At 69.6% G+C, this 24,831-nt stretch carries 15 protein-coding genes and 2 pseudogenes; 5 read left to right on the forward strand and 12 right to left on the reverse strand.

Annotation, left to right across the window (positions count from 1 at the left end):
• Positions 1–10: 10 nt before the first annotated feature.
• Both BLS66_RS02785 and BLS66_RS02790 read left to right on the forward strand, forming a co-directional pair.
• Positions 11–124 (forward strand): annotated as a pseudogene (locus BLS66_RS02785) (16S rRNA (uracil(1498)-N(3))-methyltransferase); the annotation flags it as partial.
• Positions 125–278: 154 nt separating this feature from the next.
• Positions 279–392: pseudogene (locus BLS66_RS02790) on the forward strand (16S rRNA (uracil(1498)-N(3))-methyltransferase); the annotation flags it as partial.
• A 101-nt stretch (positions 393–493) separates the two neighbouring features.
• Here BLS66_RS02790 and BLS66_RS02795 read toward each other — a convergent pair.
• From BLS66_RS02795 to pilG, 7 genes are all read right to left on the reverse strand, one after another.
• Positions 494–958, reverse strand: coding sequence for a chemotaxis protein CheW (locus BLS66_RS02795; RefSeq protein WP_049468090.1), 465 nt, complete (start codon positions 956–958; stop codon positions 494–496).
• Positions 955–2,280: a chemotaxis protein CheB gene (locus BLS66_RS02800; RefSeq protein ID WP_074725021.1), complete on the reverse strand. Its 1,326-nt coding sequence runs from the start codon at positions 2,278–2,280 to the stop codon at positions 955–957. Before BLS66_RS02800 ends, BLS66_RS02795 begins: the two co-directional genes overlap by 4 nt.
• On the reverse strand, positions 2,267–8,995 hold the full coding sequence (locus tag BLS66_RS02805) for an Hpt domain-containing protein (protein ID WP_074725022.1): 6,729 nt from the start codon (positions 8,993–8,995) through the stop codon (positions 2,267–2,269). The genes BLS66_RS02800 and BLS66_RS02805 overlap by 14 nt, the downstream gene beginning before the upstream one ends.
• 100 nt (positions 8,996–9,095) lie before the next feature.
• Positions 9,096–11,132: a methyl-accepting chemotaxis protein gene (locus BLS66_RS02810; protein ID WP_049468083.1), complete on the reverse strand. Its 2,037-nt coding sequence runs from the start codon at positions 11,130–11,132 to the stop codon at positions 9,096–9,098.
• A 41-nt stretch (positions 11,133–11,173) separates the two neighbouring features.
• Positions 11,174–11,704 carry a chemotaxis protein CheW gene (locus tag BLS66_RS02815; RefSeq protein ID WP_057494963.1) on the reverse strand — a complete coding sequence of 177 codons (531 nt, stop codon included), beginning with the start codon at positions 11,702–11,704 and terminating at the stop codon, positions 11,174–11,176.
• The gene (locus BLS66_RS02820; RefSeq protein ID WP_005410717.1) at positions 11,704–12,066 is read right to left on the reverse strand and encodes a response regulator; all 363 of its coding nucleotides are present in this window, start codon (positions 12,064–12,066) and stop codon (positions 11,704–11,706) included. Before BLS66_RS02820 ends, BLS66_RS02815 begins: the two co-directional genes overlap by 1 nt.
• Positions 12,067–12,084: 18 nt before the next feature.
• A complete protein-coding gene (gene pilG / locus BLS66_RS02825) occupies positions 12,085–12,486 on the reverse strand; it encodes a twitching motility response regulator PilG (protein WP_005418455.1) in 402 nt (133 codons plus the stop codon).
• A gap of 240 nt (positions 12,487–12,726) precedes the next feature.
• Between pilG and gshB the strand changes: the two genes are divergently transcribed.
• Together gshB and BLS66_RS02835 are read left to right on the forward strand one after the other, a co-directional pair.
• Positions 12,727–13,674: a glutathione synthase gene (gene gshB / locus BLS66_RS02830; RefSeq protein WP_057494962.1), complete on the forward strand. Its 948-nt coding sequence runs from the start codon at positions 12,727–12,729 to the stop codon at positions 13,672–13,674.
• On the forward strand, positions 13,674–14,558 hold the full coding sequence (locus tag BLS66_RS02835) for an energy transducer TonB family protein (protein ID WP_049468077.1): 885 nt from the start codon (positions 13,674–13,676) through the stop codon (positions 14,556–14,558). Before gshB ends, BLS66_RS02835 begins: the two co-directional genes overlap by 1 nt.
• A gap of 214 nt (positions 14,559–14,772) precedes the next feature.
• Here the strand turns inward: BLS66_RS02835 and tsaB are convergent, their stop codons facing one another.
• From tsaB to mrcB, 4 genes are all read right to left on the reverse strand, one after another.
• Entirely contained in the window at positions 14,773–15,486 is a 714-nt protein-coding gene (tsaB, locus tag BLS66_RS02840; protein ID WP_074725023.1) for a tRNA (adenosine(37)-N6)-threonylcarbamoyltransferase complex dimerization subunit type 1 TsaB, read from the reverse strand.
• A gap of 9 nt (positions 15,487–15,495) precedes the next feature.
• Positions 15,496–17,544 carry a DNA repair helicase YoaA gene (gene yoaA, locus BLS66_RS02845; protein WP_057495230.1) on the reverse strand — a complete coding sequence of 683 codons (2,049 nt, stop codon included), beginning with the start codon at positions 17,542–17,544 and terminating at the stop codon, positions 15,496–15,498.
• Positions 17,545–18,103: 559 nt separating this feature from the next.
• Positions 18,104–18,640 carry a hypothetical protein gene (locus BLS66_RS02850; RefSeq protein WP_080355539.1) on the reverse strand — a complete coding sequence of 179 codons (537 nt, stop codon included), beginning with the start codon at positions 18,638–18,640 and terminating at the stop codon, positions 18,104–18,106.
• A complete protein-coding gene (gene mrcB / locus BLS66_RS02855) occupies positions 18,637–21,063 on the reverse strand; it encodes a penicillin-binding protein 1B (RefSeq protein WP_064239043.1) in 2,427 nt (808 codons plus the stop codon). The genes BLS66_RS02850 and mrcB overlap by 4 nt, the downstream gene beginning before the upstream one ends.
• A gap of 96 nt (positions 21,064–21,159) precedes the next feature.
• Here mrcB and BLS66_RS02860 point away from each other — a divergent pair, with 96 nt between their 5' ends.
• On the forward strand, positions 21,160–23,259 hold the full coding sequence (locus tag BLS66_RS02860; RefSeq protein ID WP_074725024.1) for a glycosyltransferase: 2,100 nt from the start codon (positions 21,160–21,162) through the stop codon (positions 23,257–23,259).
• Here BLS66_RS02860 and BLS66_RS02865 read toward each other — a convergent pair.
• Complete coding sequence (locus BLS66_RS02865; RefSeq protein ID WP_074725025.1) at positions 23,256–24,821, reverse strand: hypothetical protein; 1,566 nt, start codon at positions 24,819–24,821, stop codon at positions 23,256–23,258. The two genes, BLS66_RS02860 and BLS66_RS02865, sit on opposite strands and share 4 nt — an antisense overlap.
• Positions 24,822–24,831 lie beyond the last annotated feature (10 nt).

Here is a 24,831-nt window from a genome sequence, read left to right on the forward strand (position 1 = left end):
GGCATCGTGATTGCAAGCGGCAGGGTTCCAGGGGCTGCAACTGGGGCCGCGGATCCTGCGCACGGAAACGGCCGGACTGGCCGCGATCGCGGCGTTGCAGGCGCGGTTGGGCGATCTGGGGTAAGGCTTCGTGGTAGTGCCGGCCGCTGGCCGGCATCCACGGGATCATGGGGTTGCCGGCCAGCGGCCGGCACTACCGGGAACCCGACCGGCGGATTGCCGATCAGGCCGCCAGCGAATGCCGACGCTGGAAGCCGCTCCCGCTGGCGGCATCGTGATTGCAAGCGGCCGGCTTCCAGGGGCTGCAGCTGGGCCCGCGGATCCTGCGCACGGAAACGGCCGGGCTGGCCGCGATTGCCGCATTGCAGGCGCGGTTGGGCGACCTGGGGTGAGGCTGATGCGTGGCAATGCCGACCGCTGCCGGCATCCACGGGAACATGACGTTGCCGGCCAGCGGCCGGCACTACCGGGAACCTGACCGGCGGATTCCCGATCAGGCCGCCAGCGAATCCAGCGCCGCTTCCAGGGCATCCAGGTTCGGCAGCAGGGCGCTCTGCTCACCCAGCAGCACGCGCATGTGCACGGTCTGCGGCAGGGTTTCCTCGGAGGCGTCGGCCAGCAGGCCATCGCGTGGCACCGAGATCAGCTGCGGGAAGTTCTGCGTCAGCAGCGCGTAGTACGGGCGCTGCGCGTTGCCGCTGAGGGACTTCAGCACCACCACCTTGTTGTGGCCGGCCACCACCTCTTCGCCCAGCCCCGAAAGCCGCGCGAACGACACCAGCGGCACCTGCCAGCCATGCCAGCCGATCTCGCCGACCAGCCAGCGCGGCGCATCGGAAACCGGCTGCACCGGCACCCGCGACATCATTTCGGCCACGGTGGCATTGGGCAACAGCACGCGCTCGTTGCCGGCCTGGATCAGGACGCCGCGGATTTCGTCATTGCTGGCGTAGCTCATGGTGCCTCTCCGTTCTCATGCTGTTCGCCCCAGCGCGCGGCAATCGCCTGCGCCAGTTCCTGCGGCTCGCCGGCCACCATGCCGGCAGCGACCACTGCGGTGGCCGCAGCCGGGTCATAGCAGCCCTCGCCCACCTGCCCGGCCACCCATGCACCGGCGGCCGCCAGATCCAGTGCCGGACCGACGTGGGCCAGGTCGGCACCACTGAGCAGCACCAGCGCGGTGTGCCCTGCCGGCAGCGAAGCGAGCGAAATGCCCTGGGCATCGCTCTGGAAATGCAGGCCATCACCGGCCGCGCGTACGCCGATGTCATCGGCCAGCACGTGCACCTCGCCCGGTACGGCGCGCTGGCCAGCCTCGGCCAGCTGCACCGGCAGAGGCGAAACGCGCGACATCTGCTTGACCAGGTTGCCGTAGCGGCCACCGTCCAGGCGCATGTGCACCAGTACCGGGACACTCAGCGACGCAGGCAGCGCGCCGAGCAGGCGACGCAGTGCATCCGGCCCGCCAATGCCGGCCAATACCAGCAGCGAGGCGGCCCGCGCACCGACCGGTGCCGCGGCGTCCAGGTCGACCAGGCTCAAATGATCGGTATCAAAGGCCGGCTGCGTCGCGGCCACGGGCGCCGCCACGGCGGCCGGTGCCGGGGACTCGCTGGATTCGTCGACCAGCGACCAGGCGGTGTGATCGAACGAAACCGGTGGTGCCGCGGGCGCCGCCGGCTCGGCCAGCGGCGGCGGATCCAGCGGCGCCGGCACGACCGGCTGCAGCGCCGCCAGGGCCTGTTCGAGCGCGATCGGCTCGTGCAGGTGCGTCGGCGGCGAATACAGGCCGTCGGCCGGGACGTCATCGGCCCAGCTCAGCGCCTGTTCGAGGTGCGGCTGCAGGGCTTCTTCCTGTGGCGCCGGCGCGGGCGCCGGATGACCGGGCTCCAGCTGCAGGCCCGGTTCGTCCTCGGCACCCGGCGGCAACACCTGCTGGTGGCCGTGCAGCTTGGCGGCCAGATGCCGGCCCCAACGCTGGGCCTCCCAGCCATCGCGGCGTGCGGCCAGCTCGGCTTCATCGAACACCAGGGTCAGCCCGGGGGCGGAGAGGACGGCTTCCAGGCGTTCCAGCGCGTCCTCGATCGCCGCTTCCAGCGCGATCACCACGAACTGCGGGTCCGCAGCCTGCAGGACCTGTGGCTCCAGGCCGTTCGGATCATCTTCCAGGACCAGCTGCACATCCGCATGCGACAGCGCTTCGCGCAGGCGCTCACGCGCCGCGCCGGGGCGCGCCAGCAGGGCAACGGCCGGGGCCGGATGGGCTTCACTCACGGACACGGGCGATCCCCAGCAGGTCGTACACGTTACGCATCAGGTCCAGTTCCTGGTACGGCTTGCCCAGGTAACGCTGGACACCGATCTCGAAGGCGCGCTGGCGGTGCTTGTCGCCGCTGCGCGAGGTGATCATCACGATCGGCACATCCTTGTAGCGCGGGTCGGCACGCATCGCGGTGGCCAGCTCGTAGCCGTCCATGCGCGGCATCTCGATATCCAGCAGCATCAGGTCCGGCACGCGCTCTTCCAGCCGCTCCAGTGCTTCCACGCCATCGCGGGCGACGCTGACTTCGAAGTTGTGCCGTTCGAGGATGCGACCGGTCACCTTGCGCATGGTCAGCGAATCATCGACCACCATCACCAGCGGCACCTGGCGTTCGTCACGCGGCGCATTGGCCAGCACCGGTGCGGTCGGATTGGCCAGGAAGCGGCGCACCAGCGGCGCGACGTCCAGGATCACCACCACGCGGCCATCGCCGGTGATGGTGGCACCGTAGATGCCCGGTACCGAGGCGATCTGCAGGCCGACTGGCTTGACCACGATTTCGCGGTTGCCCAGCACCTGGTCGATGGCCACGGCCGCGCGCAGGTCACCGGCGCGGACCAGCAACAGCGGCACCTGGTCCTGCCCATCCGCCCGCGCCGGGGCCTGCCCGACCAGGCTGCCCAGGTCATACAGCGGATAGTCTTCGCCGCTGTAGCGGTAGCTGCTGTCGGCGGCCTCGAAACGCTCGCGCGACAGACGACCGATGCCACTGACCGAGGCCACCGGCACGGCAAAGGTGGTGTCGCCGATCTGCACGAACACCGCTTGGGTGACAGCCAGCGTCTGCGGCAGGCGCAGGGTGAAACGCACGCCCTGGCCGCGCACTGACTGGATGTCGACCGAGCCGCCGAGCTGGCGCACTTCATTGCGCACCACGTCCATGCCCACGCCGCGGCCGGCCAGCTGGCTGACCTGATCGGCGGTGGAGAAGCCGGAGGCGAAGATCAGGTTGTCCAGGTCCTGCTCGCTGGGCTGCGCATCGGCTGCCAGCAGCCCGCGATCGATGGCGCGCCGGCGGATCGCTTCGCGATCCAGGCCCGCGCCGTCATCGGCCACTTCCAGCACGATTTCCGAGCCTTCGCGATGCAGGCGGATGGCGACCTCGCCCTCTTCCGGCTTGCCGGCGGCGCGACGCTGCTCGGGCGCTTCCAGGCCGTGGGCCACGGAGTTGCGCAGCATGTGCTCCAGCGGCGCGACCATGCGATCCAGCACGTTGCGGTCCAGTTCGCCGTGGGTGCCTTCCAGGGTCAGGTGCACCTGCTTGCCGGTGTCCATGCCGGACTGCCGGACCACGCGACGCAGGCGCGGCACCAGGCCGTCGAACGGCACCATGCGCGCGCGCATCAGGCCATCCTGCAGTTCGGAACTGACACGCGACTGCTGTTGCAGCAGCGAGTCGTACTGGCGCGACAGATCGTCGAGCACGCCCTGCAGGCCCCCGAGGTCGGCCGCCGATTCGTTCAGCGCCCGGCTCAGCTGCTGCAGGGTGGAGAAGCGGTCCAGTTCCAGCGGATCGAACTTCTGGTCGGCCTGGTCCTGCTCACGCTGGTAGCGGGCGACGATCTGCGCTTCGGTTTCCAGATCCAGGCGGCGAAGCTGGTCGCGCAGACGCGCGTTGGTGCGCTCCAGTTCGCCCATGGCACCACGGAAGGCACCCAGCTGCTGTTCCAGCCGCGAACGGTAGATCGCCACTTCACCGGCATGGTTGACCAAGCGGTCGAGCAGATCCGCGCGCACGCGCACCTGTTCCTGCTGCGGGCGTGCCAGCGGATCTTCATCGCCCCCGCCTTCGGCCGGCAGCGGCGCCGACAACGGCGCATCGAGCAGGGCCGGTGCCGGGACCGCGTCCGGTGCCTGCGCCGTTTCGGCAACAGTGGCTTCGTTCGCGGCTGCCGCTGCGGCTGCGGACGCCGCCGCAACGGCGGCGATGTCGGTGGTGGTGCGCACTTCGAACGCGTCCAGCAGGTCCTGCGCCGGTTCCACCACGCGGTGGTCGCCGGTGCGGGTCAGCAGCTGGTGCAGGCGATCGAACCCGCGCTCCAGCAACTGCACATCGCGGCGTTCGATGTCGGTGCGACCGGCGGCAACGGCTTCCAGCAACGATTCGATGCTGTGGCCCAGATCGCCGATGGCATTGATGCCGGCCATGCGTGCACCACCCTTCAGGGTGTGCAGGTCACGCTGCAGGCCGGCCAGCACCTCGCGGTCCTGCGGCGCATCGCGCAGTTCGCTGATCAGGCCGTCGCAATGGTCGAGCAGGTCCTTGCCTTCCTCGACGAAGATGTCGACCAGTTCGCGATCATAGACGCTGAAGTCAAGTGCATCGGCACTCTCTTCCGCCACCGTCGCGGCAGCAGCCTCGGCTGCCTCGGGTTCAGATGCAACGCCTTCGGCCGCATCGGCTTCCACGTCATCCAACGCGGTGACCGCCCCGGCGTTGCCGATGTCGGCGTGGCCTTCGGCCTGGCCCGGCGCGTCTTCCATTTCGAAGAAGCGCACCGGTTCGGCGATGCCCGGCGCTGCGTCCGCGGCCGCCTGCTCGTTCACCGTCGCCGGGGACGGCTGATCGGCGCTCTCTCCTTCACCGATCGCCGCCTCCCCGCCGACGTCCGCATCCTCGGCAAAGGCTTCCGCCTCGCCCGGCGCGAGTTCGCTGGCCTGCAGGCCGAGCACGGGCCATTGCCCGTCGTCGGCCAGGGGCTGCTCTTCGTCGATCACGTGCAGGCCGGCCTCGAGCGCGGCTTCCAGCGAGACCGGTTCTGCAAACCCCGGCGCAGCCATTTCATCCTGCAGGCTCGACAGCTCGCTGTCGAGTGGCAGTGCAACAGGCGTCTCGAACTCCACCGCGTCGGCGAGGTCTGCACGCTCCGGCGCTGCCCCATTCAGGTCAGGGGCGACGGATTCGGCAGTCGTCTGATCTTCTTCCGCATCGCGGTCGTCGACAGGCAGCGCACTGGCGTCCAGGTAGGGCGACAGATCGTCGACGACGGTCAGCCCCGCCTCGTCGGACAACGGCGACACGCGCTCGGCCTCCGCCTCGACCTCATCCGCCGCGGCCTCCTGTGCCACCTCCGCGGCCTGGATCGATTCACCCTCCGGCAGGCCCAGCTCGCCCTCGCCCGGCGCGGACGGCCATTCCGCATCGAAATAGCGCGACAGGTCGTCGCTGGCCGTCAACTCGCCCACCTCCAGCCCGGCCTCGATCGCTGCGTCGGCCACTGCGGTAGCCCCAGCATCGGCAAGCGCGTCGTGCTCCGGTACCGGTTCGGCAGGCGACAGCGACAGGGCATCGGTTTCGACGTCGACGGGCGCCGATGCGTCCGCCTCCGATTCCGCCGCCGGTTCGTCCTCCAGCGCCAGCTCGTCGTCGTCGGCTTCCAGGCCGACCATCGGCCAGCGCGCTTCCGGCAGCTCGCCGGCCAGCGCCTGCAGGCGCTGCGCCAACACCTGCTGCGGCGCGATGCGCGGCTGTTCGGCCTGCAGCGCTTCCATGGTGGCGGTGATCGCCTGCGCGGTCGCATCCAGGGCGGCCACGGCGTCTTCGCCCGGCACCACCTCGGCCGCCAGGGCGCGCTTGATGTAGGACTCGGCCCCGCCGGTCACGGCGGTGATCTCGGGCACTTCGGTCATCGCGAAGGCGCCGTTCATGGTGTGCACCGCGCGCAGCAGTGCATCGCTGACCGGCAGCGGCGCCTGCTGCGCCGAACGCAGCCAGTCCTGCAGCGTGGCCTGGTGGACTTCCACCTCGGCCTCGAGAATCTCGCGCAGCACGCTGTCGATGTTGGCCGGCGTGCCGATGGCCTCGGCCTCGGCGGTTTCGCCCGCTTCCGGACCTGCAGCCTCGGCCTCGAGAATGCGGCTGATCTCGTCTTCGGCGTCGGCATTGCTCTCCGCCGCCACCGGTGCCGCAGCGCCCGGCAGCGGTACGTAGTAGGTTTCCTCGCCTGCACCGACGCGATCGGCGATGGCCTGCATGGCCTGCAGGTCGACGCTGATGCGCTGGCCGTGGCGCAGCGCCGCGTTCAGCTGTGGCAGCGCCGCATGGGCGTTGTCGACCATGGCCAGCACCGCCGGCGACGCGGCGCGGCTGCCATCCAGCACGCGGTTGAGCATGCCTTCGATCTTCCAGGCGAACTCGCCCAGGGTGCGCGCGCCGACCAGGCGGCCGCTGCCCTTGAGGGTGTGGAAGATGCGGCGGATCGGACGCAGCCGGTCCATGTTGTCCGGCTGCATGCGCCACGCTGGCAGCAGCGTGCCGAGGTTGGCCAACTCATCGTCGAACTCTTCCAGGAACACCTCGCGGATGTCCTCGTCGATGTTCTCGGCATCGTCGTCAAAGCCGGCGTCGAAGCCCGCATTTGCGTCGGCGTCGGCCGCATTCGCAACCGCCGTTTCCGGGGTTGCAGCCGCGGCCATCGCCTGCGGATTGAAATCGGCAGCCGCCGCACTCAGCTCGGCGAAGAACTGGGCATCGGCTTCGCTGAAATCGATCGGCGCGATGGTGTCGATATCGATCACCGACACGGCCGGAGCGGACGCTTCTGCAGTCGCAGCCGCCTCTTCGGGCGTCGGCAGCGCAATGGATGGTGCCGGCGGCTCATCCGCGGCCGCATCCATCCCGGGCTCCGTCGCCGGCACGGCATCGGCCTGCGGCGGCATCACCGCATCGTCAAACTCCAGCGAAGCCGGCAACCCGGCGTCGTCATCCAGCGACAGCGTCTCCATCGCATGCAGCGACAGGACATCGTCAGCGTTGTCCAGTGCGTCGGCGTCGAAGCGGAACACCACGTCATCGGCCACCGCAACCGCATCCTGTTCCGCGGCGACCGGATCGAACGCCGGTGCAGCATCGAACTCGGCGACGGAGGCCAGCACTGCGTCGGTCGGCTCGTCGCTGGCAGGCGCATCGACATCCTCAAGCACCTGTGGCGCCTCGGACAGCGACCACTGCGGTGCACCGGCGTGATCGCTGTCGGCCAGTTCGAAGCTGACGGGATCGAAACTGGCGAACGTCGGCGCGCGTTCGTCGGCGGTCGCGAGCGCTTCGGCTTCGGGGTGGAACGGCGCCAGCTCCCACTGCGGGACATCCGGCGCAGGTGCGCTGGACGCGGCAAAGACCAGTGCTGCCTCGGCATCTTCCTGCGTTGGCAGCGGCGAGGCGCCAGCATCCAACGGGCTGGCGGCCACGACGCCTGCGGTGCCCAGCGCGCCGAACATCAGGCTGTTGTCGGGCACCCTCGGTGCCGGCGTGGCCGGCGGCGGATCGAAGGTGAAGTCCGGCAGCGGTACCGGCACGTCGCCGGCCGCGGGCGCAGCAGGCTGCACCGGCACCTCGATACGCTCGGGCCGCAGCGGCTCGGCCTGCAACGCAACCGGCTCGCGTTCAACCGGCAGCAGTGCCGGCGCTTCCGGTGCGGCAGCGTTGCGTTCGGGCAGCGGCCAGTAGCGCAGTGCCTCGAGGCTGCTGCGGGTGATTTCGAGGATGTCTTCGCGACCCGGGCGGCGGTCGCGCAGCGCTTCCAGGTAGTACTCCAGGCTGGCCATGGCATCGGCCAGGGTGTCCAGCTGGCGGCCGCTGGGTACGCGCTGGCGGCCGATCAGCTCGGCCTCGATGTACTGCTGCACGCCGCGCAGGTAGTCGGCGGCAGTACCCAGGTCAAGCATGCGCAGCGCGCCGGACACATCGCCCAGCAGGCGTGGGACATCCTGCAGCTCGGCATGGTTCCAGCTGGTTTCGATGAAGGCGACGAAATGCTCGCGCGCGGCGGCGAAGTTGGCGATGGCTTCATGCGCCAGCACCTCCACCGTGCGCCGGTTCTCGACCGCGCTCGGGTCGTCCTCGCCACTGCCGCCGGCGCCCAGATGGGCGACCTGATCGTCCAGCGACGCATCGACGTACAGCAGCGCACCGGCGATATCCAGCAGCAGGTTCTCGTCGATCTGCTGGCGGCCTTCGACCACGCCACGCAGCGCGTCGCGCTGCTGCACGACCACGCCGCGGGCCACGCCCAGGCCCATCATGCCCAGCGTGTCGGCCACGGCGCCGAGCTCGTTGGCCTGGGTCTGCAGCTGTTCCGGCGCACCGCCGGTGCGCAGGTGCAGGTCCAGCGCATCCTTGATGCGCAGCAGTTCTTCCTTCACCGCGCTGCCGACCGTGTCGAGCAGTTCGCGGTTGCGCCCGCTCAGGCTGCCCCGGGCATGGTCCAGCTCGGCCTCGGTGGCGGTGACGCTGTCCGGCGCAAAGGCCAGCAGCACGCTGTCATTGACGCCTTCTTCGCCGCGCGACGCACGGATCTCGTTGAGCAGCGGCATCAGCACGATCGGAATGTCGCGATGGCCGTTCTGCAGGCGCTCCAGATAGTCAGGCAGCAGCACGCTGCCACGCATCAGGGTCGCGCAGGCTTCGTCCCGGTCGGCCACCTGGCCGGCGCCGATGGCATTGGCCAGCTGCTCCAGCTCTTCGGCCACCATCGCCGGGGCATACAGCTCGACCATGCGCAGGGTGCCCTGCACCTGGTGCAGGTAGCCGGCGCAGATGCGCATGCGGCTGGCATCGCTCGGGTCTTCCGCGTAGTACTCGACCTCGTTGCGCACCTGGCGCAGGGTCTCGTCCAGCTCGGGCTTGACCCAGCCCAGTGCTGCGTGGCTCATCGCATCGCGCAGACTGCTCATGGACGCGCTCCGTTCGCCGCCGCGCGGTGGCCGCGCGGATTCTGGCGTGGGGAATGGAAATGCTTCATCGACTGGTTCCTTGCTCGCCGCCCTGCCCGCGTCACGCCGGCAGCTTGAAGTCGGCGACCGAACGGCGCAGGTCCGCCGCCAGCTGCGCGAGGTGGCCGATCGACTCTGCGGTCTGCCCGGCACCCTGCGAGGTCTGGCCGGTGATCTGCCGGATCACGCCCATGGTGCGGGTAATGTCCGAGGCCGCGGCCGACTGCTGCTGGGCGGCGATGGAGATGTTCTTGATGAGGGTATTGAGGGCGTTGGACACGCGCTCGATCTCGGTCAGCGCGGTACCGGCGTCCTCGGCCAGGCGCGCACCGGATACCACTTCGGCCGTGGTCTGCTCCATCGAGGTGACCGCTTCGTTGGTATCGGCCTGAATGGCCTGGACCAGGTTTTCGATGCGTCGGGTCGCACCCGAGGTACGTTCTGCCAGGCGCTGCACTTCGTCGGCCACGACCGCGAAGCCCCGGCCGGCTTCACCCGCCGACGCAGCCTGCACCGCCGCGTTCAGCGCCAGGATGTTGGTCTGCTCGGAAATGTCATTGATCAGTTCCACGATCGAACCGATTTCCTGCGACGACTCGCCCAGGCGCTTGATGCGCTTGGAGGTTTCCTGGATCTGGTCGCGGATCTGGTCCATGCCCTGGATGGTCTCGCGCACCACGCCGGCACCTTCGGCGGCGATCACCACCGAGCGCTGTGCCACGTCGGCCGACTCGGCCGAGTTGCGCGACACCTGCTCGATGCTCGCTGCGATTTCACCGATGCGGTCCGAGGCGGAGGTGATCTGGTTGGCCTGGTGACCCGCCGCCTCTGCCAGCTGCATCGCGGTGGCCTGCGTTTCCTGGGTGGACATCGCGACCTTGGCCGAGGTGTCGTTGATGGTGGTCACCAGGTGGCGCAGTTCGTCCACCGCATAGTTGATCGCGTCGGCGATCGCGCCGGTCATGTCCTCGGTCACCGACGCCTTCACCGTCAGGTCACCCTCACCGAGCGAGGAGATTTCGTCCAGCAGCCGCATGATCGCCTGCTGGTTGCGGCTGTTGAATTCCACCTGGGTCTGGTAGCGCAGTTCCTGCTCGCGCGAGCGGCTGCGCACGTTGGTAGAGACGAAGCCGATGATCGCGATCAGCGACAGCGCGCCGGACACCACGCCGATCCAGAAGTTCGGGAACAGGCGGGTGTCGGAGACCGAGCCGAACGAGGAGAACGCATCGAACAGCTTTCGGCTGTCGTCCAGCATGTGGGCCGAGCCCTGGCCCAGCGCGGTGGCGGCGGACTGCGCCGCGAACAGCTGGCGCGAGCTCGCCAGGATCGCGTCGGCGTCCTGCTTCATCGCTTCCCACTTCTGCTGCGACTGCTCCAGTGCGGCCACGGCGGCGCCGCCGCGCACGGCGGTGATGCCCAGTTCCTCGTTGCCGTTGCGCAGGCCGTCGAGCACCTGCGAGAACACGGTGATGTCACGCGCCAGCGCATCACCGGAGGTCGCTGCGGCGCTGCCACCGGCACGCATTTCGGTCACGCGGCGCGCCATCGAACCGGCCACCACCACCTGCTGCAGTGCGCTGTACACCTGCGACGAAGGGGCGCCGGAGGCGGACATCGCGCGCACCAGCTCGTTCAGCTGGGCCTGCAGGCCCGGTACCGCGCCGGTGAAGTTGTTGGCATTGCCGGCCAGCGCCAGCACCGCCGGCTCGCTGGCCACCAGCTGCCCGGCCTGCTTGCCCAGCGGCGCCCAGGTTTCGCCCAGGGTGGCGATGGCGCCGGACACGCCCGGCTCCTTGCCATAGCGGCCCTGCAGCGTCGACACGTTCTGTTCGATCGCGTTGCGGGTGGCCTTGAAGGCGGTGAAGGCCTGGGCATTGCCGCCGACCGCGTCACGTCCCTGGTTGGCCAGCTGCTGCGACAGCACCTGCAGGTCGGCGGCCTTGGAACCGGCGTCGGCGAGGCGACTGCCCTGCCAGGTGGCGACGCCGGTATTGACGCCGAACAGGATCATCGATGCCAGCAGCAGGAACAGCCAGAGGTTGCTGCCGCCCAGCCGCAGCTTGCCGGTCTTGGTGGCGTCCGAAGCAGTACTCATCGTTCAACCTCGATCTTCAATGCAGGGGGCGATGCCCGGCCTCAGGCCGCGGCTTGCCGGAATTCAGGGGTGCGCGACAGCAGCGAGAGCGAGAACACGCCCCAGTCGTGGCCGTCGGCATGGAAGGCACGGTCAACGAAATGGCCGTAGCGACCTTCGGCCAGCGTGCCCGCTTCGATCTGCTGGTCGAGCTCGAAGCTGCGCTGGCCGAACAGTTCATCGATGGTCAGTGCGACGTCGCCACCGGCCTGGCGCATGATCAGCACGCGCTGGCCTTCCTGCTGCACGGTGCGCGCGCCTTCCAGGAAGTACTTCAGGTCGACCACCGGGAACAGGTTGCCGCGCAGGTTGCCCACGCCCAGCAGCCAGGGCTGCGCGCAGGGTACCGGGGTCACCGGCGGCATCGGCACGATTTCCACCACTTCGCGGAAATCGGACACCAGCCGGCGCTGGCCGACGCGGTAACCCACGCCACGCCACAGGTCCTGGGCGAACTGCCGCCCGGGCAGCTGCACTGCATGGGCCAGGCTGCGTCGTTCGTAGGCTTCAAGAATGTCGAAGGGCGAGCGCATCAGGCCACCAGTTCGTTGATCCGCGCGATCAGTTCATCCTCGCGCGGCGGCTTGACGATGTAATCGGCCGCGCCCTGGCGCAGGCCCCAGGCCTTGTCGGTTTCCATCGCCTTGGTGCTGACGATGATCACCGGGATGTGCTTGATCGCCGCATCGCGGGCCATCGCCCGGGTGGCCTGGAAACCGCTCATGCCGGGCAGGACCACGTCCATCAGCACCAGCTGCGGCACCTGGTCGCGGACCAGCTGCAGGCCATCCTCGGCGTTGTCCGCTTCCAGCACCTCGTGGCCGGCACGGCGCAGCCACTGGGTGAACACCGCGCGGTCGGTCGGTGAATCCTCGATCAGGACGATACGAGCCATTGTGCCTTTCCCCCCTGGTCAGGCGTTGACGTATGTGCGGATGGCACCCAGCAGTTCTTCGCGCGTGAAAGGCTTGGTCAGGTATTGCTCCGAGCCGACGATGCGCCCCCGCGCCTTGTCGAACAGACCATCCTTGGATGACAGCATGATCACCGGGGTCGCCTTGAACAGCTGGTTGCCCTTGATCAGCGCACAGGTCTGGTACCCATCCAGGCGCGGCATCATGATGTCGACGAAGATGATCTGCGGTTGCTGGTCTGCGATCTTGGCAAGCGCCTCGAAGCCGTCGGTGGCGGTGACCACCTCGCAGCCTTCGCGCTTGAGCAGCGTTTCCGCAGTCCTGCGGATGGTCTTCGAATCATCGATGACCATCACCCGGAGTCCTGCGAGTTCCCCGCCCGCAGTCGTGTTTTCAGTCATTGCCTATCCCCAAGCGCACGGCCCAATCTCTGGCGGGAGCCGCTGCGAAAGCGTATCTATATCGCACTTTCCGCGCCCGCTTCAAGGCCGGCCTGCCGCGCAGGGGGTAGCACCGGGCTGAACGTGACCGGGTTCGCAATGACTGCGCCGCCGGCAGGCGGACGCTGCGTTGCAGTCCGCCGGGGAGGCGCGCGGCCAGCGTTGCCGCTACCATCAACGCCTTGCCTGACAGGTGCGCCCATGCCGTTGAACGTCATCGTGGTGATGGATCCCATCGCCCACATCAAGATCGCCAAGGACACCACCTTCGCCATGCTGCTGGAAGCCCAGCGCCGCGGCCATGCCCTGCACTACGTGCGACCGGGCGGCCTGGCGCTGGAAGGTGGCGTGGCGGTCGCCCAGACCGCGCCGCTGCAGGTGCGCGACGACCCGGCCGGCTGGTATGAGCTGGGCGCGTTCAGCCGTACCGCGTTCGGTCCCGGCCAGATCGTGCTGATGCGCAAGGACCCGCCGGTCGACGCCGAGTACGTCTATGACACCCAGGTGCTGGACGTGGCCGCCGCCGCCGGCGCCTGCGTGGTCAACAACCCGCAGGGGCTGCGCGACTACAACGAGAAGCTGGCCGCCCTGCTGTTCCCGCAGTGCTGCCCGCCGACCCTGGTCAGCCGCGATGCCAAGGCGCTGAAGGCCTTCGCCCTGGAACACGGCCAGGCCGTGCTGAAGCCGCTGGACGGCATGGGCGGCCGCTCGATCTTCCGCAGCGGCCAGGGCGATCCGAACCTGAACGTGATCCTGGAGACCCTGACCGACGGCGGTCGCAGGCTGGCGCTGGCCCAGAAGTTCATTCCCGACATCACGGCCGGCGACAAGCGCATCCTGCTGGTCGACGGCGAACCGGTCGACTACTGCCTGGCGCGCATCCCGCAGGGTGACGAGTTCCGCGGCAACCTCGCGGCCGGCGGCCGCGGCGAAGGCCGCCCGCTGAGCGAGCGTGACCGCTGGATCGCCGCCCAGGTCGGGCCGGAGATGAAGCGCCGTGGCATGCGCTTCGTCGGCCTGGACGTGATCGGCGATTACCTGACCGAAGTCAACGTGACCAGCCCGACCTGCGTGCGCGAGCTGGACGCGCAGTACGGCCTGAACATCGCTGGCACCCTGTTCGACGCGCTCGAGGCCGGCCTGCGCTGATGGAGGCCGCACCCGCCGTCCTGCCGCCGCCGCGGCGCGAAGCGCAACGGCTGGGCGCCACCGTTGCGTTGTCGGTCGTGGTCCACGCCCTGCTGATCCTGGGCGTGGGCTTTGCGGTGAAGGGCGATGCACCCCTGGTGCCGACGCTGGAGGTGATCTTCAGCCAGACGCGCACTGCGCTGACGCCCAAGCAGGCCGACTTCCTTGCCGCGGCCAGCCAGGAGGGCGGTGGCGAGCACGACCGTGCGCAGCGCCCACGCGACAACCAGGCCGGCATCGTGCCGCAGGCCCAGGCCGGACTGAGCCCGGTACCGCAACAGCAGCAGTCGGCCGCCCCGGCGCCCCCGCCGCAGGCGCGGGTGGTCAGCAGCCGCAACGGCGAAGAGGCGGTGGCCCAGGCGCAGGCGCGCCCGACACCGGAGCAGCCGGAACCGGATGCACCGCTGACGGCACGTGAGCAGCGTGATGCCGAAATGGCGCGGCTGGCGGCCGAGGTGCATCTGCGCTCGGCGCAGTACGCCAAGCGCCCGAACCGCAAGTTCGTGTCGGCCAGCACGCGCGAATATGCCTACGCCAATTACCTGCGCGCCTGGGTCGACCGCGCCGAGCGCGTCGGCAACCTGAATTACCCAGACGAGGCCCGGCAGCGCCGGCTCGGCGGCCAGGTGGTGATCAGCGTCGGCGTGCGCCGCGATGGCAGCGTGGAGAGCAGCCGGATCCTGCGTTCGAGCGGGACGCCGTTGCTGGATGAGGCGGCGTTGCGGGTGGTGCAGCTGGCCCAGCCGTTCCCGCCGTTGCCGAAGACCGAGGACGAGATCGACATCCTGCAGGTCACCCGCACGTGGGTGTTCCTGCCGGGTGGCACCCTGCACGACGACCGGTAGGGTTTTGTTGCCCGGGCCTGCGGCCCGGGACCCGCTGGACGTCAACGTCAACGTCAAAAGCGGCGGTTGGGCTTTGGGTTTGGCGGGGCGGTCTGGGCTTGCAGGACACGCCGTAACCCCCCCTCCGGGGTTCACGGCGTCCCCCGCGAACCCACCCCGCCCGGCCAAGCGCGGCTTTTGATTTACGCGATCAACCAGCCCCGCCACGAGGGGCTCAGCCGTTGGCCTTCGCCTTCGCCTCGCGCGCGGCTTGCTGCTCGACCAGGGTCAGTGCCACGTTGTCGCGCAGGTAGGCCGGCTCGACCTTCTCCGGTGCAATGGCTTCGCCGCGCGCGAACGCCGGCACCGCCAGTGCGAGCACGTCCGACGCACGCGGCAATGCCGTGGCGTCGAAACCGCGCAGGCCTGTACCGAGCTGCGCGACCAGCGCACCCTCGGCTGCGGCGAAACCGGTACCCACACCGTAGACGGACAGCCCTTCCGGCAACGCCACCGCCGCCGGCGCGCAGACGCGCTCGGCATCGCGCGCCACCGGCAGGCCGTCCACGCGCTCGAAGCGGGCGACATACAGTTCGCCCATCCGCGCATCGATCGCCGACAGGAGCTGCGTTTCCCCGGCCGGTGCGCGCAGCGCCAGCACCTGCAGCGTCGAGACCGGCAGCAGCGGGCGGTCCAGCGCGAGGGCGATGCCCTGGGCGATGGCAATCGCCAGGCGCACGCCCGTGAATGCACCCGGGCCGCGACTGAGCGCGATGCCATCGAGCTGGCGACGGCTGATGCCGGCGTCGGCCAGCAACGCCTCGGCCCACGGCAGGCTCAGCTCGGCATGCCGGCGCGGGGCGATCTCGAACCGTTCCAGCGCCTGCCCATCGACATGCAGGGCAACGGAACAGGCTTCGGTGGCGGTTTCAAAGGCGAGCAGTTTCATCGGATCGGGTCAGAACAGGGGGAACGTGGCACCGTGAGTGGGCTCCGGGCCCGCCACGGTGGCCGCCGGAGCAGCCGCATCGTCGGCCACGGGCGCCCATTGTGGCGCAAAGAAGGCCTGCACATCGGCCAGGCTGCGGGTGCGGCGGAACGGCGGCAGTGAATCCAGGAAGACCCGGCCATACCCCCGGTTGAGCAGGCGCGGATCGCACAACACCAGCACACCACGATCGCTTTCGCTGCGGATCAAGCGGCCGACGCCCTGCTTCAGGGCGATCACCGCCTGCGGCAGCTGTTCGTCGCGGAACGGATTGCCGCCCTGGCTGCGGATCGCCTCCAGCCGCGCTTCGTAGACCGGATCGTCCGGTGCCGCAAACGGCAGCTTGTCGATCACCACCACGCTCAGCGCTTCGCCGACGACGTCCACGCCTTCGCGGAAACTGGCCGAACCGAGCAGCACGCCGTTGCCCGACTCGCGGAAGCGCTGCAGCAGTGTTGCGCGCGGCGCCTCGCCCTGCACGAACAACGGCCATGGCCCATCCCGCAGTGCCTCGGCGGCCTCGCGCAAGGCGCGGTGCGAGGCGAACAGCAGGAACGCCCTGCCCTGCGAGGCCTGCAGCACCGGCCGCAGGGCCTGGATCAGCGCGGTGCCGAATCCGCGCGCCGCCGGATCGGGCAGGCCTTCGGGCAGGTAGCACAACGCCTGCTCGGGCCAGTTGAACGGGCTTGGCTGGACCAGCGTGTGGGGATCGTCCAGGCCCAGGCGCGTGGCGATATGGTCGAAACCACCGCCCACGGTCAGCGTGGCCGAGGTGAAGATCCACGCCGCACGGCTGCGTTCGCGATGCTCGCGCAATGGGCCGGACACATCCATCGGCGTGCGCTGGCAGCGGAACCCGCGCGGCGTGAGTTCGTACCACAGCACATCGGCGGGACTGGCAGCGTCGGCCGGGTCGGTATCGAAATCGAGCGCTGGCGCATCATCGCCCAGCCAGCGACCGAGCCGCGAGACCGCCTCGCGCGCCCGCGCATGGCAGGCATCCAGGCCCGCCGCCGCTTCGCGCAGCGGCTGCAAAGCCTGCTCGAGCGTCACCAGGCCGGCCATCACCGTATCGAATCCGTCGCGGACCTGCGGCATGGCCAGCGCACGCCACTGCGTACCCCGCAGCGGCAGCCCTTCCATCGCCGAACGCAGCGCCAGCAATGCCTGCTGCAGCTGATCCACCGGTTCCTGCAGGGCCGACTGCGCGCCCCCTACGCCGCGCGCCTCGGCCAGGCAGTCGCGGCCCAGTTCCTGCCATGGGCGCATGCCGAACCCCTCGCCGAAGAACTGCGCAGCCAGTTCGGGCAACTGGTGTGCCTCGTCGATGACAAAGGCCTGCGCCCCCGGCAGCAGTTCGCCGAAACCGTCCTGCTTCAGGGCCAGATCGGCCAGCAGCAGGTGATGGTTGACCACCACCACATCGGCGGCCTGCGCACGTTGCCGCGCACGCACCACGAAGCAGTCATCCCAGAACGGGCAATCGGTACCCAGGCAGTTGTCGACGGTGGAGGTGACCATCGGCAGCAGCGGCGAATCATCGGCCAGGCCGTCGAGCTCAGCGATGTCACCGAACTCCGAGCGACCGGACCAGGCCAGGATGCGCTGGAACTGCGCGGCCTGTTCGGGGCTGGAGAACCGCGGTTCGCCGCGGGCCTGCTGCAGGCGGTAGCGGCACAGGTAATTCGCGCGCCCCTTCAGCAGTGCACTGCGCAGGCCGACGCCGAGCGCCTGGCGCACGCGCGGCAGGTCGCGATGGTAGAGCTGGTCCTGCAGCGCGCGGGTACCGGTGGAGATGATGGTGCGCAGCCCGGAAAGCAGCACCGGCACCAGGTAGGCGAAGGTCTTGCCGGTGCCGGTACCGGCCTCGGCCAGCAGCAGGTCACGCTGCTGCAGCGCGTCGGCGATGGCTTCGGTCAGGTGCAGCTGTGCTGGACGCGGGACAAAGGCATCCAGGTGCGAGGCGAGCGCGCCGCCGTCGCTGAGGGCTTCGCGGCTGGCATGGACAAGGTCGGACATCAGAGGGAGAGGATACCCGGCCGGGCGCTGCCCGGCACCCGTTTCAAGCCAAGGCAACAGCAACGGCAACGACAGTCATGGCTCTGGGTTGCACTGAGGGCGGGCGGGGGACTGTGAGTTTGCGGGGACGCCGTAAACCCGTCCTTGGGGGCTTGGCCGCGGCATCCATGCCGCGGACACCCCGCAAACCCACAGTCCCCCGCCTTCGACAGTGTCCCGGTGACGGAGGCACGCGCGTCGTAGAGTCGAGCTTGCTCGGCTGGGATGTCAAAAGCGGTGGAGGGAACGGGGAAAGAGGATGAATTACCGCGCGCGCGCAGCGTGCGACCCGCTTTTGATTTTCTTTTTCTTTTCCGTGGCTGGACGCACACGGAAACTGTCAGAGGCCGGGCGGGGTGGGTTCGCGGGGGTGTCCGCGGCATGGATGCCGCGGCCAAGCCCCCAGGGACGGGTTCACGGCGTCCCCCGCGAACCCACCCCGCCCGGCCAAGCGCGGCTTTTGCTTCTGGCTTCAACGACCAACCCACAGCCACGAGGGGCTGCGCCGTTGGCTGGAAATTCAGTACCGCTTGATCCCCGGCACCGTGCAGCCTTCAATCTGCGCGTGCGCCGACACCGCATTCTCCTTCTCGCCCCGCGCCAGGCGCGACTGTTCGATCGTCGCCCAGTGCCGGCGGCACAGCGGCCCGGTCTTCGAGCCCAGATCCACCGCCTTGCGTGCGAACGTCTCCGCCTGCGCCCACTGGCCCTGCAGCAGCGCCAGTTCAGCCCGCTCCTGCAGCACGGCCGGGTCCCCGGCCACGATGTCGAGCGCATGGTCCAGGCTGCTGGCGGCACCGGCCAGGTCGTTGGCCTGGCGCTGCGCCTGTGCGGTCAGCCGCAGGTCTTCCACCTGCGAATCACGCAGCGGCTGCACCGACAACTCCTTGTCATCCGGGCCCGCGGCCGCGTCCACCGCGGCCAGCCGCTGCGCCGGCGTCGTGGTATCCACCGGCTTGACCACCGGCGGTGCAGTACTGACGCAGGCGGCCAGGGCCAGGCTGAGGCCGGTCAGGGCAAGGGGCTGCAGCAGGATTCGCATGTTCATCGGCATCATCGGCTTGGCGGAGGAGAGGCGGCGGCAGGCTCGGCAGGGGCGTCCGGCTTGCGGTCCAGGCCGAACCAGCTGCGCCAGCCACCGCCCTCGCCTTCAGCCTCGCCCTGCCCGTCCGGCGGCGCGGCCGGTGCACACGGGGCGTAGGCCGGGGCATAGCCCACCACGAACGGGAAACGGCGCGCGCCGGGGCAGCCTTCATCGGTGCTGTTGAGGCCGGTCGGGGCGACCGACTGCCAGTCCAGGCCCTTGTTGCTGACCCGCAGCGGCGCGCTCGGCAGGCGCTGGAAGATGCCCGACCAGACCCGCATCGCACCGGTGGCGCCATACAGGCCGGCCTGCTCGTTCTGGTCGTTGCCGATCCAGATCACCGCCAGGTGATCGCCGGTGTAGCCGGCGTACCAGCTGTCGCGCCCGTCGTTGGTGGTACCGGTCTTGCCGGCCGGCTGCAGGCGGCCAAGGCCGTCGGCATTGAGCCGCTGCGCGGTGCCGCTGGCGACCACCTGCTGCAGGCCGACACTGATCAGGTTGGCGGCAATCGAGTCGCCTTCCTGTGCCGGTGCCGGCGTCTTGTCGTAACGCTTGAGCAGCTTGCCCTGCGGATCGAGCACGCCACGCACCGCGTGCAGCGGCTGGATCTCGCCGCCGGACGCCAGGAACTGGTACAGCTGCGCCATCGCGTACGGGCTCTGGTCGGTCGAGCCGAGGATCACCGCCGGGTTGGCGTCGGCCTTGATGCCGGCCAGGACATGGATCAGCTGGGTCACGCGCTCCGGGCCGACCTGCATGCCCACGCGCACCGTGGCCTGGTTATAGGAATGCGCCAGTGCGTCGATCAGGCGCACCGTGCCGTGGCTGCGGTTGTCCGCGTTGCCGGGGCTCCAGTTGCGGCCGCGGCCGAGCTGCACCGTCACCGGCGAGTCATCGACCCAGCTGGCCAGCGAGTAACGGTCCGGCTGCGCCAGGGCCAGCAGGTAGACGAACGGCTTGAGCAGCGAACCGACCGGACGCTGCGCCTCGATCGCGCGGTTGAAGCCGACCTCGGACACCTCGCGGCTGCCGATCACCGCCAGCACGTCGCCGTTGTGCACGTCGGTCAGCACCATGCCGGCCTGCAGCTCGGGGCGGCGCTTGCTTTCCAGCGACTTGATGGTGCGGGTCACCGCGCCTTCGGCGTAGGCCTGCGCGGACGGCGACATGCCGGTCATCACGCTCAGGCCCGCACCCTGCAGCGCCGATTCCGGGTAGTCATGGCCGAGCTGGCGACGGACCAGGTCAACGTAGGCCGGGAAGCGGTTGGCCGCCACCAGGCCCGGCGTCTTGGGAACGCCCAACGGTGCCTTCAGTGCGCGCTGGTACTCGGCGTCGTCGATCAGCGTGGCCTCGTGCAGCTTGCCCAGCACGAAGTTGCGGCGATCCAGCGCGCGCTCCGGGTTGCGCCGCGGGTCGTAGAAGGACGGTCCCTTGACCAGGCCGATCAGCAGGGCGATCTGCTCGGTCTCCAGCGACTGCAGGTCGCGGCCGAACCAGAACTCGGCACCGGAGGACATGCCATGGATCGCCTGGCTGCCGCGCTGGCCCAGGTACACCTGGTTGAGATAGGCCTCGAAGATGGTGCGCTTGTCGTAGCGCGCTTCCATGATCAGCGCGTACAGCACTTCGTTGAACTTGCGGGTGATCGTCTGTTCCTTGCCGATGCCGAGCAGGCCGCTGCGGGCCAGCTGCTGGGTCAGCGTCGAAGCGCCCTGGCGGCTCTGGCCACCGGAGCGGATCGTCACCCACACGGCGCGCGCGATGCCGGACAGGTCGATGCCGTGGTGGCGGTTGAAGTCCTTGTCCTCCACCGCCTGCAGGCCGGTCACCAGCAGGTCCGGCGCCTCGTCCATGCGGATCAGCCGGCGTTCTTCCTGCTTCTGCCCATAGAGGGTGGCGATACGCGCCGGATCCAGCCGCGCCGCCTTCAACGCCTTGCGGCTGTCGGCGTCACGCAGCGAGGCCACGCCGCCATCGGCCAGCGTCAGTTCCACCCGGCGCGGGGCCACCCGGCCGTCAACGTCGTTGTAGCCGCGGCTGGCGATCACGAAGCGCCCGCCGTTCACCGCGTAGGTGGCCGGCTCCTTGCCCTGGCCGTCATCGCGGTAGGCCGAGGCGGCCAGCTCGGTCTTCAGCGTGGACGCATCCATCGCCTTGCCGGGGGTCAGTACCAGCGGGCGCGCGTACACGCGCGTCGGGATCTGCCAGCGCAACTCGCCGAAACGCTGGGTCACCTGCTGGTTCAGGTACAGCGTATAGGGAATGAGGAACCCCAGCCCCAACGCGACCGCAGCCATGCTCCAGGTGATCAGCCGGCGCCGCCACAGCGGACCGCTGTCCTGCTGGTCGTCGTCGAAATCGTCGATGTCGTCGGAATCGTAGCGTCGGGGCACGGGAATGCGAGAATGTAGGGTCTGGCGAGTCTACCCCAGCCGCTGCGGCTGGCGGGTTCTCCCGGGTTCCCCTGCTTAAGCTGGAGTTGCAACCGGATGGCGATGTCCCTGGCCGAGATCCGATACCTGATCAACCGCCTGTCGGGCCTGGCCCGCCGGAGCCTGGCAAGCCTGCGCACCCGTGGCTGGCGGGCCACCTGGCAACGCATCCGCGTGCACACCCAGCGCGCCGTTCCCGCGCCGCGCACGCCGCTGTTCCTGCCGCCGGCCCAGGAGTTCGCCCCCTTCGCGGTGCCGTTCAGCGCGTCGCCGGAGGTGAGCATCATCATTCCGGTCTACAACCATGTCGACCACACCCTGGCCTGTCTGCGCGCGCTGGCGGCGCACCCGCCGGCGGCCGCCTGCGAGATCCTGGTGGTGGATGACGGCAGCAGCGATGCCACCGTGCAGTGGATGCCGCAGGTGGCCGGGCTGCGCTATGAAGTACGCGAGCACAACGGCGGCTTCATCGACGCCTGCAACGATGGGGTGTCGCGCGCACGCGGCCGCTACGTGGTGCTGCTCAACAACGATACCGTGCCGCAACCCGGCTGGCTTGATGCCCTGCTGGATACCTTCGGCAGCGTGCCCGGCGCCGGCCTGGTCGGCAGCCAGCTGCTGTACCCGGATGGCCGCCTGCAGGAGTCGGGCGGCGTGATCTTCACCGATGGCAGTGGCTGGAGCTATGGCCGCTTCGAAGCGGCTGACGATCCGCGCTTTGCCAGCCTGCGCGACGTCGACTACTGCTCCGGTGCGGCGCTGATGCTGCCGCGCGCGCTGTGGCAGCAGCTGGATGGCTTCGACACCCGCTACAGGCCGGCGTACTACGAGGACACCGACCTGGCCTTCCGCGTGCGTGCACACGGCCTGCGCGTGCTGGTGCAGCCGGCCAGCCGGGTGGTCCACGACGAAGGCACCAGCAACGGCACCGACACCGGCAGCGGGGTGAAGGCCTACCAGGTGCGCAACCAGGCCATCTTCGCCGCCCGCTGGGCCGCCGAACTGGCCCGCCACCCGGCGGTCGGCGACGTGCCGTCGCCGGCGTTGCTGCTGCGCGGCCGGCGCCAGGTGCTGATCCTGGACGAGGAAGTGCCGCAGCCGGATCGTGATTCCGGATCGCTGCGCCAGGTCAATCTGATCCGCCTGCTGCTGCAGGGCGGTGCGCATGTGGTGTTCGTGCCGACCCGGCGCGAGCATGCCGGCGCGGCGACCGAAGCGCTGCAGCGGATGGGCGTGGAAGTCTGGTACGCACCGTTCCTTGACGGCGTGGCCGGCTGGTTGCGCAGCCACGGCTCGCGGTTCGACGTGGCGATGCTGGTGCGCCACCACGTCGCCCACGAGTGCCTGCCCCTGCTCAAGCGCTATGCGCCGCAGGCACGCACGGTGTTCGACACCGTCGACCTGCACTACCTGCGTGAACGCCGCGGTGCCGAAGTGGCCGGCGATGCGGCCCTGCTGCGCGCCGCAGAACGCACCCGCAGCAGCGAACTGGCCGTGATGGAACAGTGCGACATCACGGTGCTGGTCAGTGCCGCAGAGCGCGAGCAGCTGCAGGCCGATGCGCCACGGGTGCGGGTCGAGCTGATCTCCAACCTGCACGAGGTTGCCGGTGCCGGCGCGGCGTTCGAGCAGCGCCACGACCTGGTGTTTGTCGGTGGCTTCCGCCATCCGCCGAACCTGGATGGCATGCAATGGTTCATCGGCGAGGTCTTCGCGCGCATCCGTGCCCGCCTGCCGGAGGTACGCCTGCACTGCATCGGCGCGGCGGCCCCGGAATCGCTGCTGGCACTGGCCGCGCGCCAACCCGGCGTGCAGATGCACGGCTTCGTCGAAGACATCACGCCCTACATGGACGGCGCGCGCATCGCCATCGCACCCCTGCGGTTCGGCGCCGGAGTGAAGGGCAAGATCAACCTGAGCATGGCCCATGGCCAGCCGGTGGTCGGTACCACGTGCGCCGTGGAAGGCATGCACCTGCACCCGGGCAAGGATGTGCTGGTGGCCGACGACGCCGAAGGATTCGCCGATGCGGTGATCCGCCTGTACCAGGATCCGCAGTTGTGGCAACAGTTGTCCGACGCCGGTCTGGCCAATGTCGCCGAGCATTTCTCGCTCGAAGCCGCCCGCGCAACCGTGCAGCGCGTGTTCTTCGACTAGTCCACCCGTCCACCGGCGCGGCGCAGGCGATCTTCAAACGCCGGCAGTTCGGCCAGGTCCGGTTGCAGCAACCGCGCCTGTTCGGCGGCATGTTCGGCAAAGGCCAGGTCGCCGCTGCCGAGCCGTTCGCTGCCGATCGCCAGCCAGCGCTGGGCCAGGCGCAGCCGCGCCGAGGGCAACCCCGACGCAGTCGGTGACAGGGTCTGCCAGGCCTGCAGGCAGGCACCTGCGGCCTGTACGCGGTTCTGCCGCAGATTGTCGTCGAAGCAGCGGCGACTGGCGGGCAGCAGGCGCGCGGCAGCGGCCTTCACCCGCGCGTCGCGGGGCGCCAGTGACTGGGCTTCGCGCAGCGCGTCGAACGCGCTGTGTCCCGGCGGGCTGATCCACTGTCCTGCACGCTCGGCGCGCTCGATCTTCCGCAGGTGGTCGCGCAGCTGGCGTTCGCGCTGCGCACTGCTGACCGCAGGCTGCTGCAGGGCCTGTTGCGCCTGCCGCGCGCGCTGCAGGCGTTGCGTCAGCTGCTGCTGCACTGCCTGCGACGCCCCCAGCTCCACGGCCAATGCCGCATCACGTTGCGCCGCGTCGAACTGGAAATCGTCGGCGAGCTTCTGGCTGCGCGCCACCACCGCCTGCAAGGCCTGCTCACGCCCGCGCTGGGCGTTGGAATCATCGGCGGCCACCGCCAGCACCGCCAGGAAGCCCCTGGCCGCTGCGTCCAGCTGCTGCCGTTGCAACGAACGCTGCGCCTGCCGAAGGCGCTGGTCGACCGCGCGCGCCAGGGCTTCCTCGCTGGCTGGCAGATCGGCATGCCCGGCATCGAACTGACGGGCGCGGCGCAGGATCGCCGCTGCGTCGGCAAGCTCCCCTCGCCCGGCCCGCATGCGCGCCTGCTGCAGCAGGTCGCTCAATGCGTCTTCGCGCCCTTCCAGTGCGGGCAGGTTGTCCGGCTGCAGGGCCAGGATGCGTTGGAACAGGGGCAATGCACTGCTCTCGCCGTCATCCAGGCGCCCGGCCGCGAACGCATTGCGCGCCTGTGCCAGCAATGCCCCGATTCCCGCACCGGCACTGCGTCGCGCCTGCAACTGACGGGCAACCGCTTCGGCTTCAGCCTGCGGCACCTGCAGTTCGCGGGCCAGTGCCAGTGCCCGTGCACTGCCCTCCAGGTCATCGGCCTGCAGGCGGTCGCGGGCCTGTTGCAGCGCTGCCGCGCCGGTATTGGCCAGGCCCTGGCGCGCCTGCGGCCGATCGCCATCCAGTGCCAGCACTGCCTGGTAGCGCTCGCGTGCACCGCTGCCATCAGCATCGCTCAGGCGCCCGGCGGCCAGCGCCCGATCCCCTTCGGCCAGCAGCTGTTCGATCTGCGGCTCATCCCAGAACCAATCGGCCAGCGGCTTGCGCAGCAGGACCAGCAGCACGAACACCGCCAGCGCTGCCAGCAGCGCCCAGCGCCAGATCCGGCGCGCATGGCGCGCCTGCAGCCACCACCAACGCCCCTCGCGGCGGACGCGGTCCAGCGCCGGATGTTCAGCGCCATGCGGGCGATGCGGGGGCTCGCGTTCCATGCGTGCAAGG

The organism is Stenotrophomonas pavanii (genome assembly GCF_900101175.1).
Lineage (GTDB): Bacteria > Pseudomonadota > Gammaproteobacteria > Xanthomonadales > Xanthomonadaceae > Stenotrophomonas > Stenotrophomonas pavanii.

Coding starts and splice junctions, on each gene's coding strand:
- BLS66_RS02795 (WP_049468090.1), bottom strand. CDS start 958: ATGAGCTACGCCAGCAATGACGAAATCCGCGGCGTCCTGATCCAGGCC.
- BLS66_RS02805 (WP_074725022.1), bottom strand. CDS start 8,995: ATGAGCAGTCTGCGCGATGCGATGAGCCACGCAGCACTGGGCTGGGTC.
- BLS66_RS02810 (WP_049468083.1), bottom strand. CDS start 11,132: ATGAGTACTGCTTCGGACGCCACCAAGACCGGCAAGCTGCGGCTGGGC.
- BLS66_RS02815 (WP_057494963.1), bottom strand. CDS start 11,704: ATGCGCTCGCCCTTCGACATTCTTGAAGCCTACGAACGACGCAGCCTG.
- BLS66_RS02820 (WP_005410717.1), bottom strand. CDS start 12,066: ATGGCTCGTATCGTCCTGATCGAGGATTCACCGACCGACCGCGCGGTG.
- pilG (WP_005418455.1), bottom strand. CDS start 12,486: ATGACTGAAAACACGACTGCGGGCGGGGAACTCGCAGGACTCCGGGTG.
- gshB (WP_057494962.1), top strand. CDS start 12,727: ATGCCGTTGAACGTCATCGTGGTGATGGATCCCATCGCCCACATCAAG.
- BLS66_RS02835 (WP_049468077.1), top strand. CDS start 13,674: ATGGAGGCCGCACCCGCCGTCCTGCCGCCGCCGCGGCGCGAAGCGCAA.
- tsaB (WP_074725023.1), bottom strand. CDS start 15,486: ATGAAACTGCTCGCCTTTGAAACCGCCACCGAAGCCTGTTCCGTTGCC.
- yoaA (WP_057495230.1), bottom strand. CDS start 17,544: ATGTCCGACCTTGTCCATGCCAGCCGCGAAGCCCTCAGCGACGGCGGC.
- BLS66_RS02850 (WP_080355539.1), bottom strand. CDS start 18,640: ATGATGCCGATGAACATGCGAATCCTGCTGCAGCCCCTTGCCCTGACC.
- BLS66_RS02860 (WP_074725024.1), top strand. CDS start 21,160: ATGGCGATGTCCCTGGCCGAGATCCGATACCTGATCAACCGCCTGTCG.
- BLS66_RS02865 (WP_074725025.1), bottom strand. CDS start 24,821: ATGGAACGCGAGCCCCCGCATCGCCCGCATGGCGCTGAACATCCGGCG.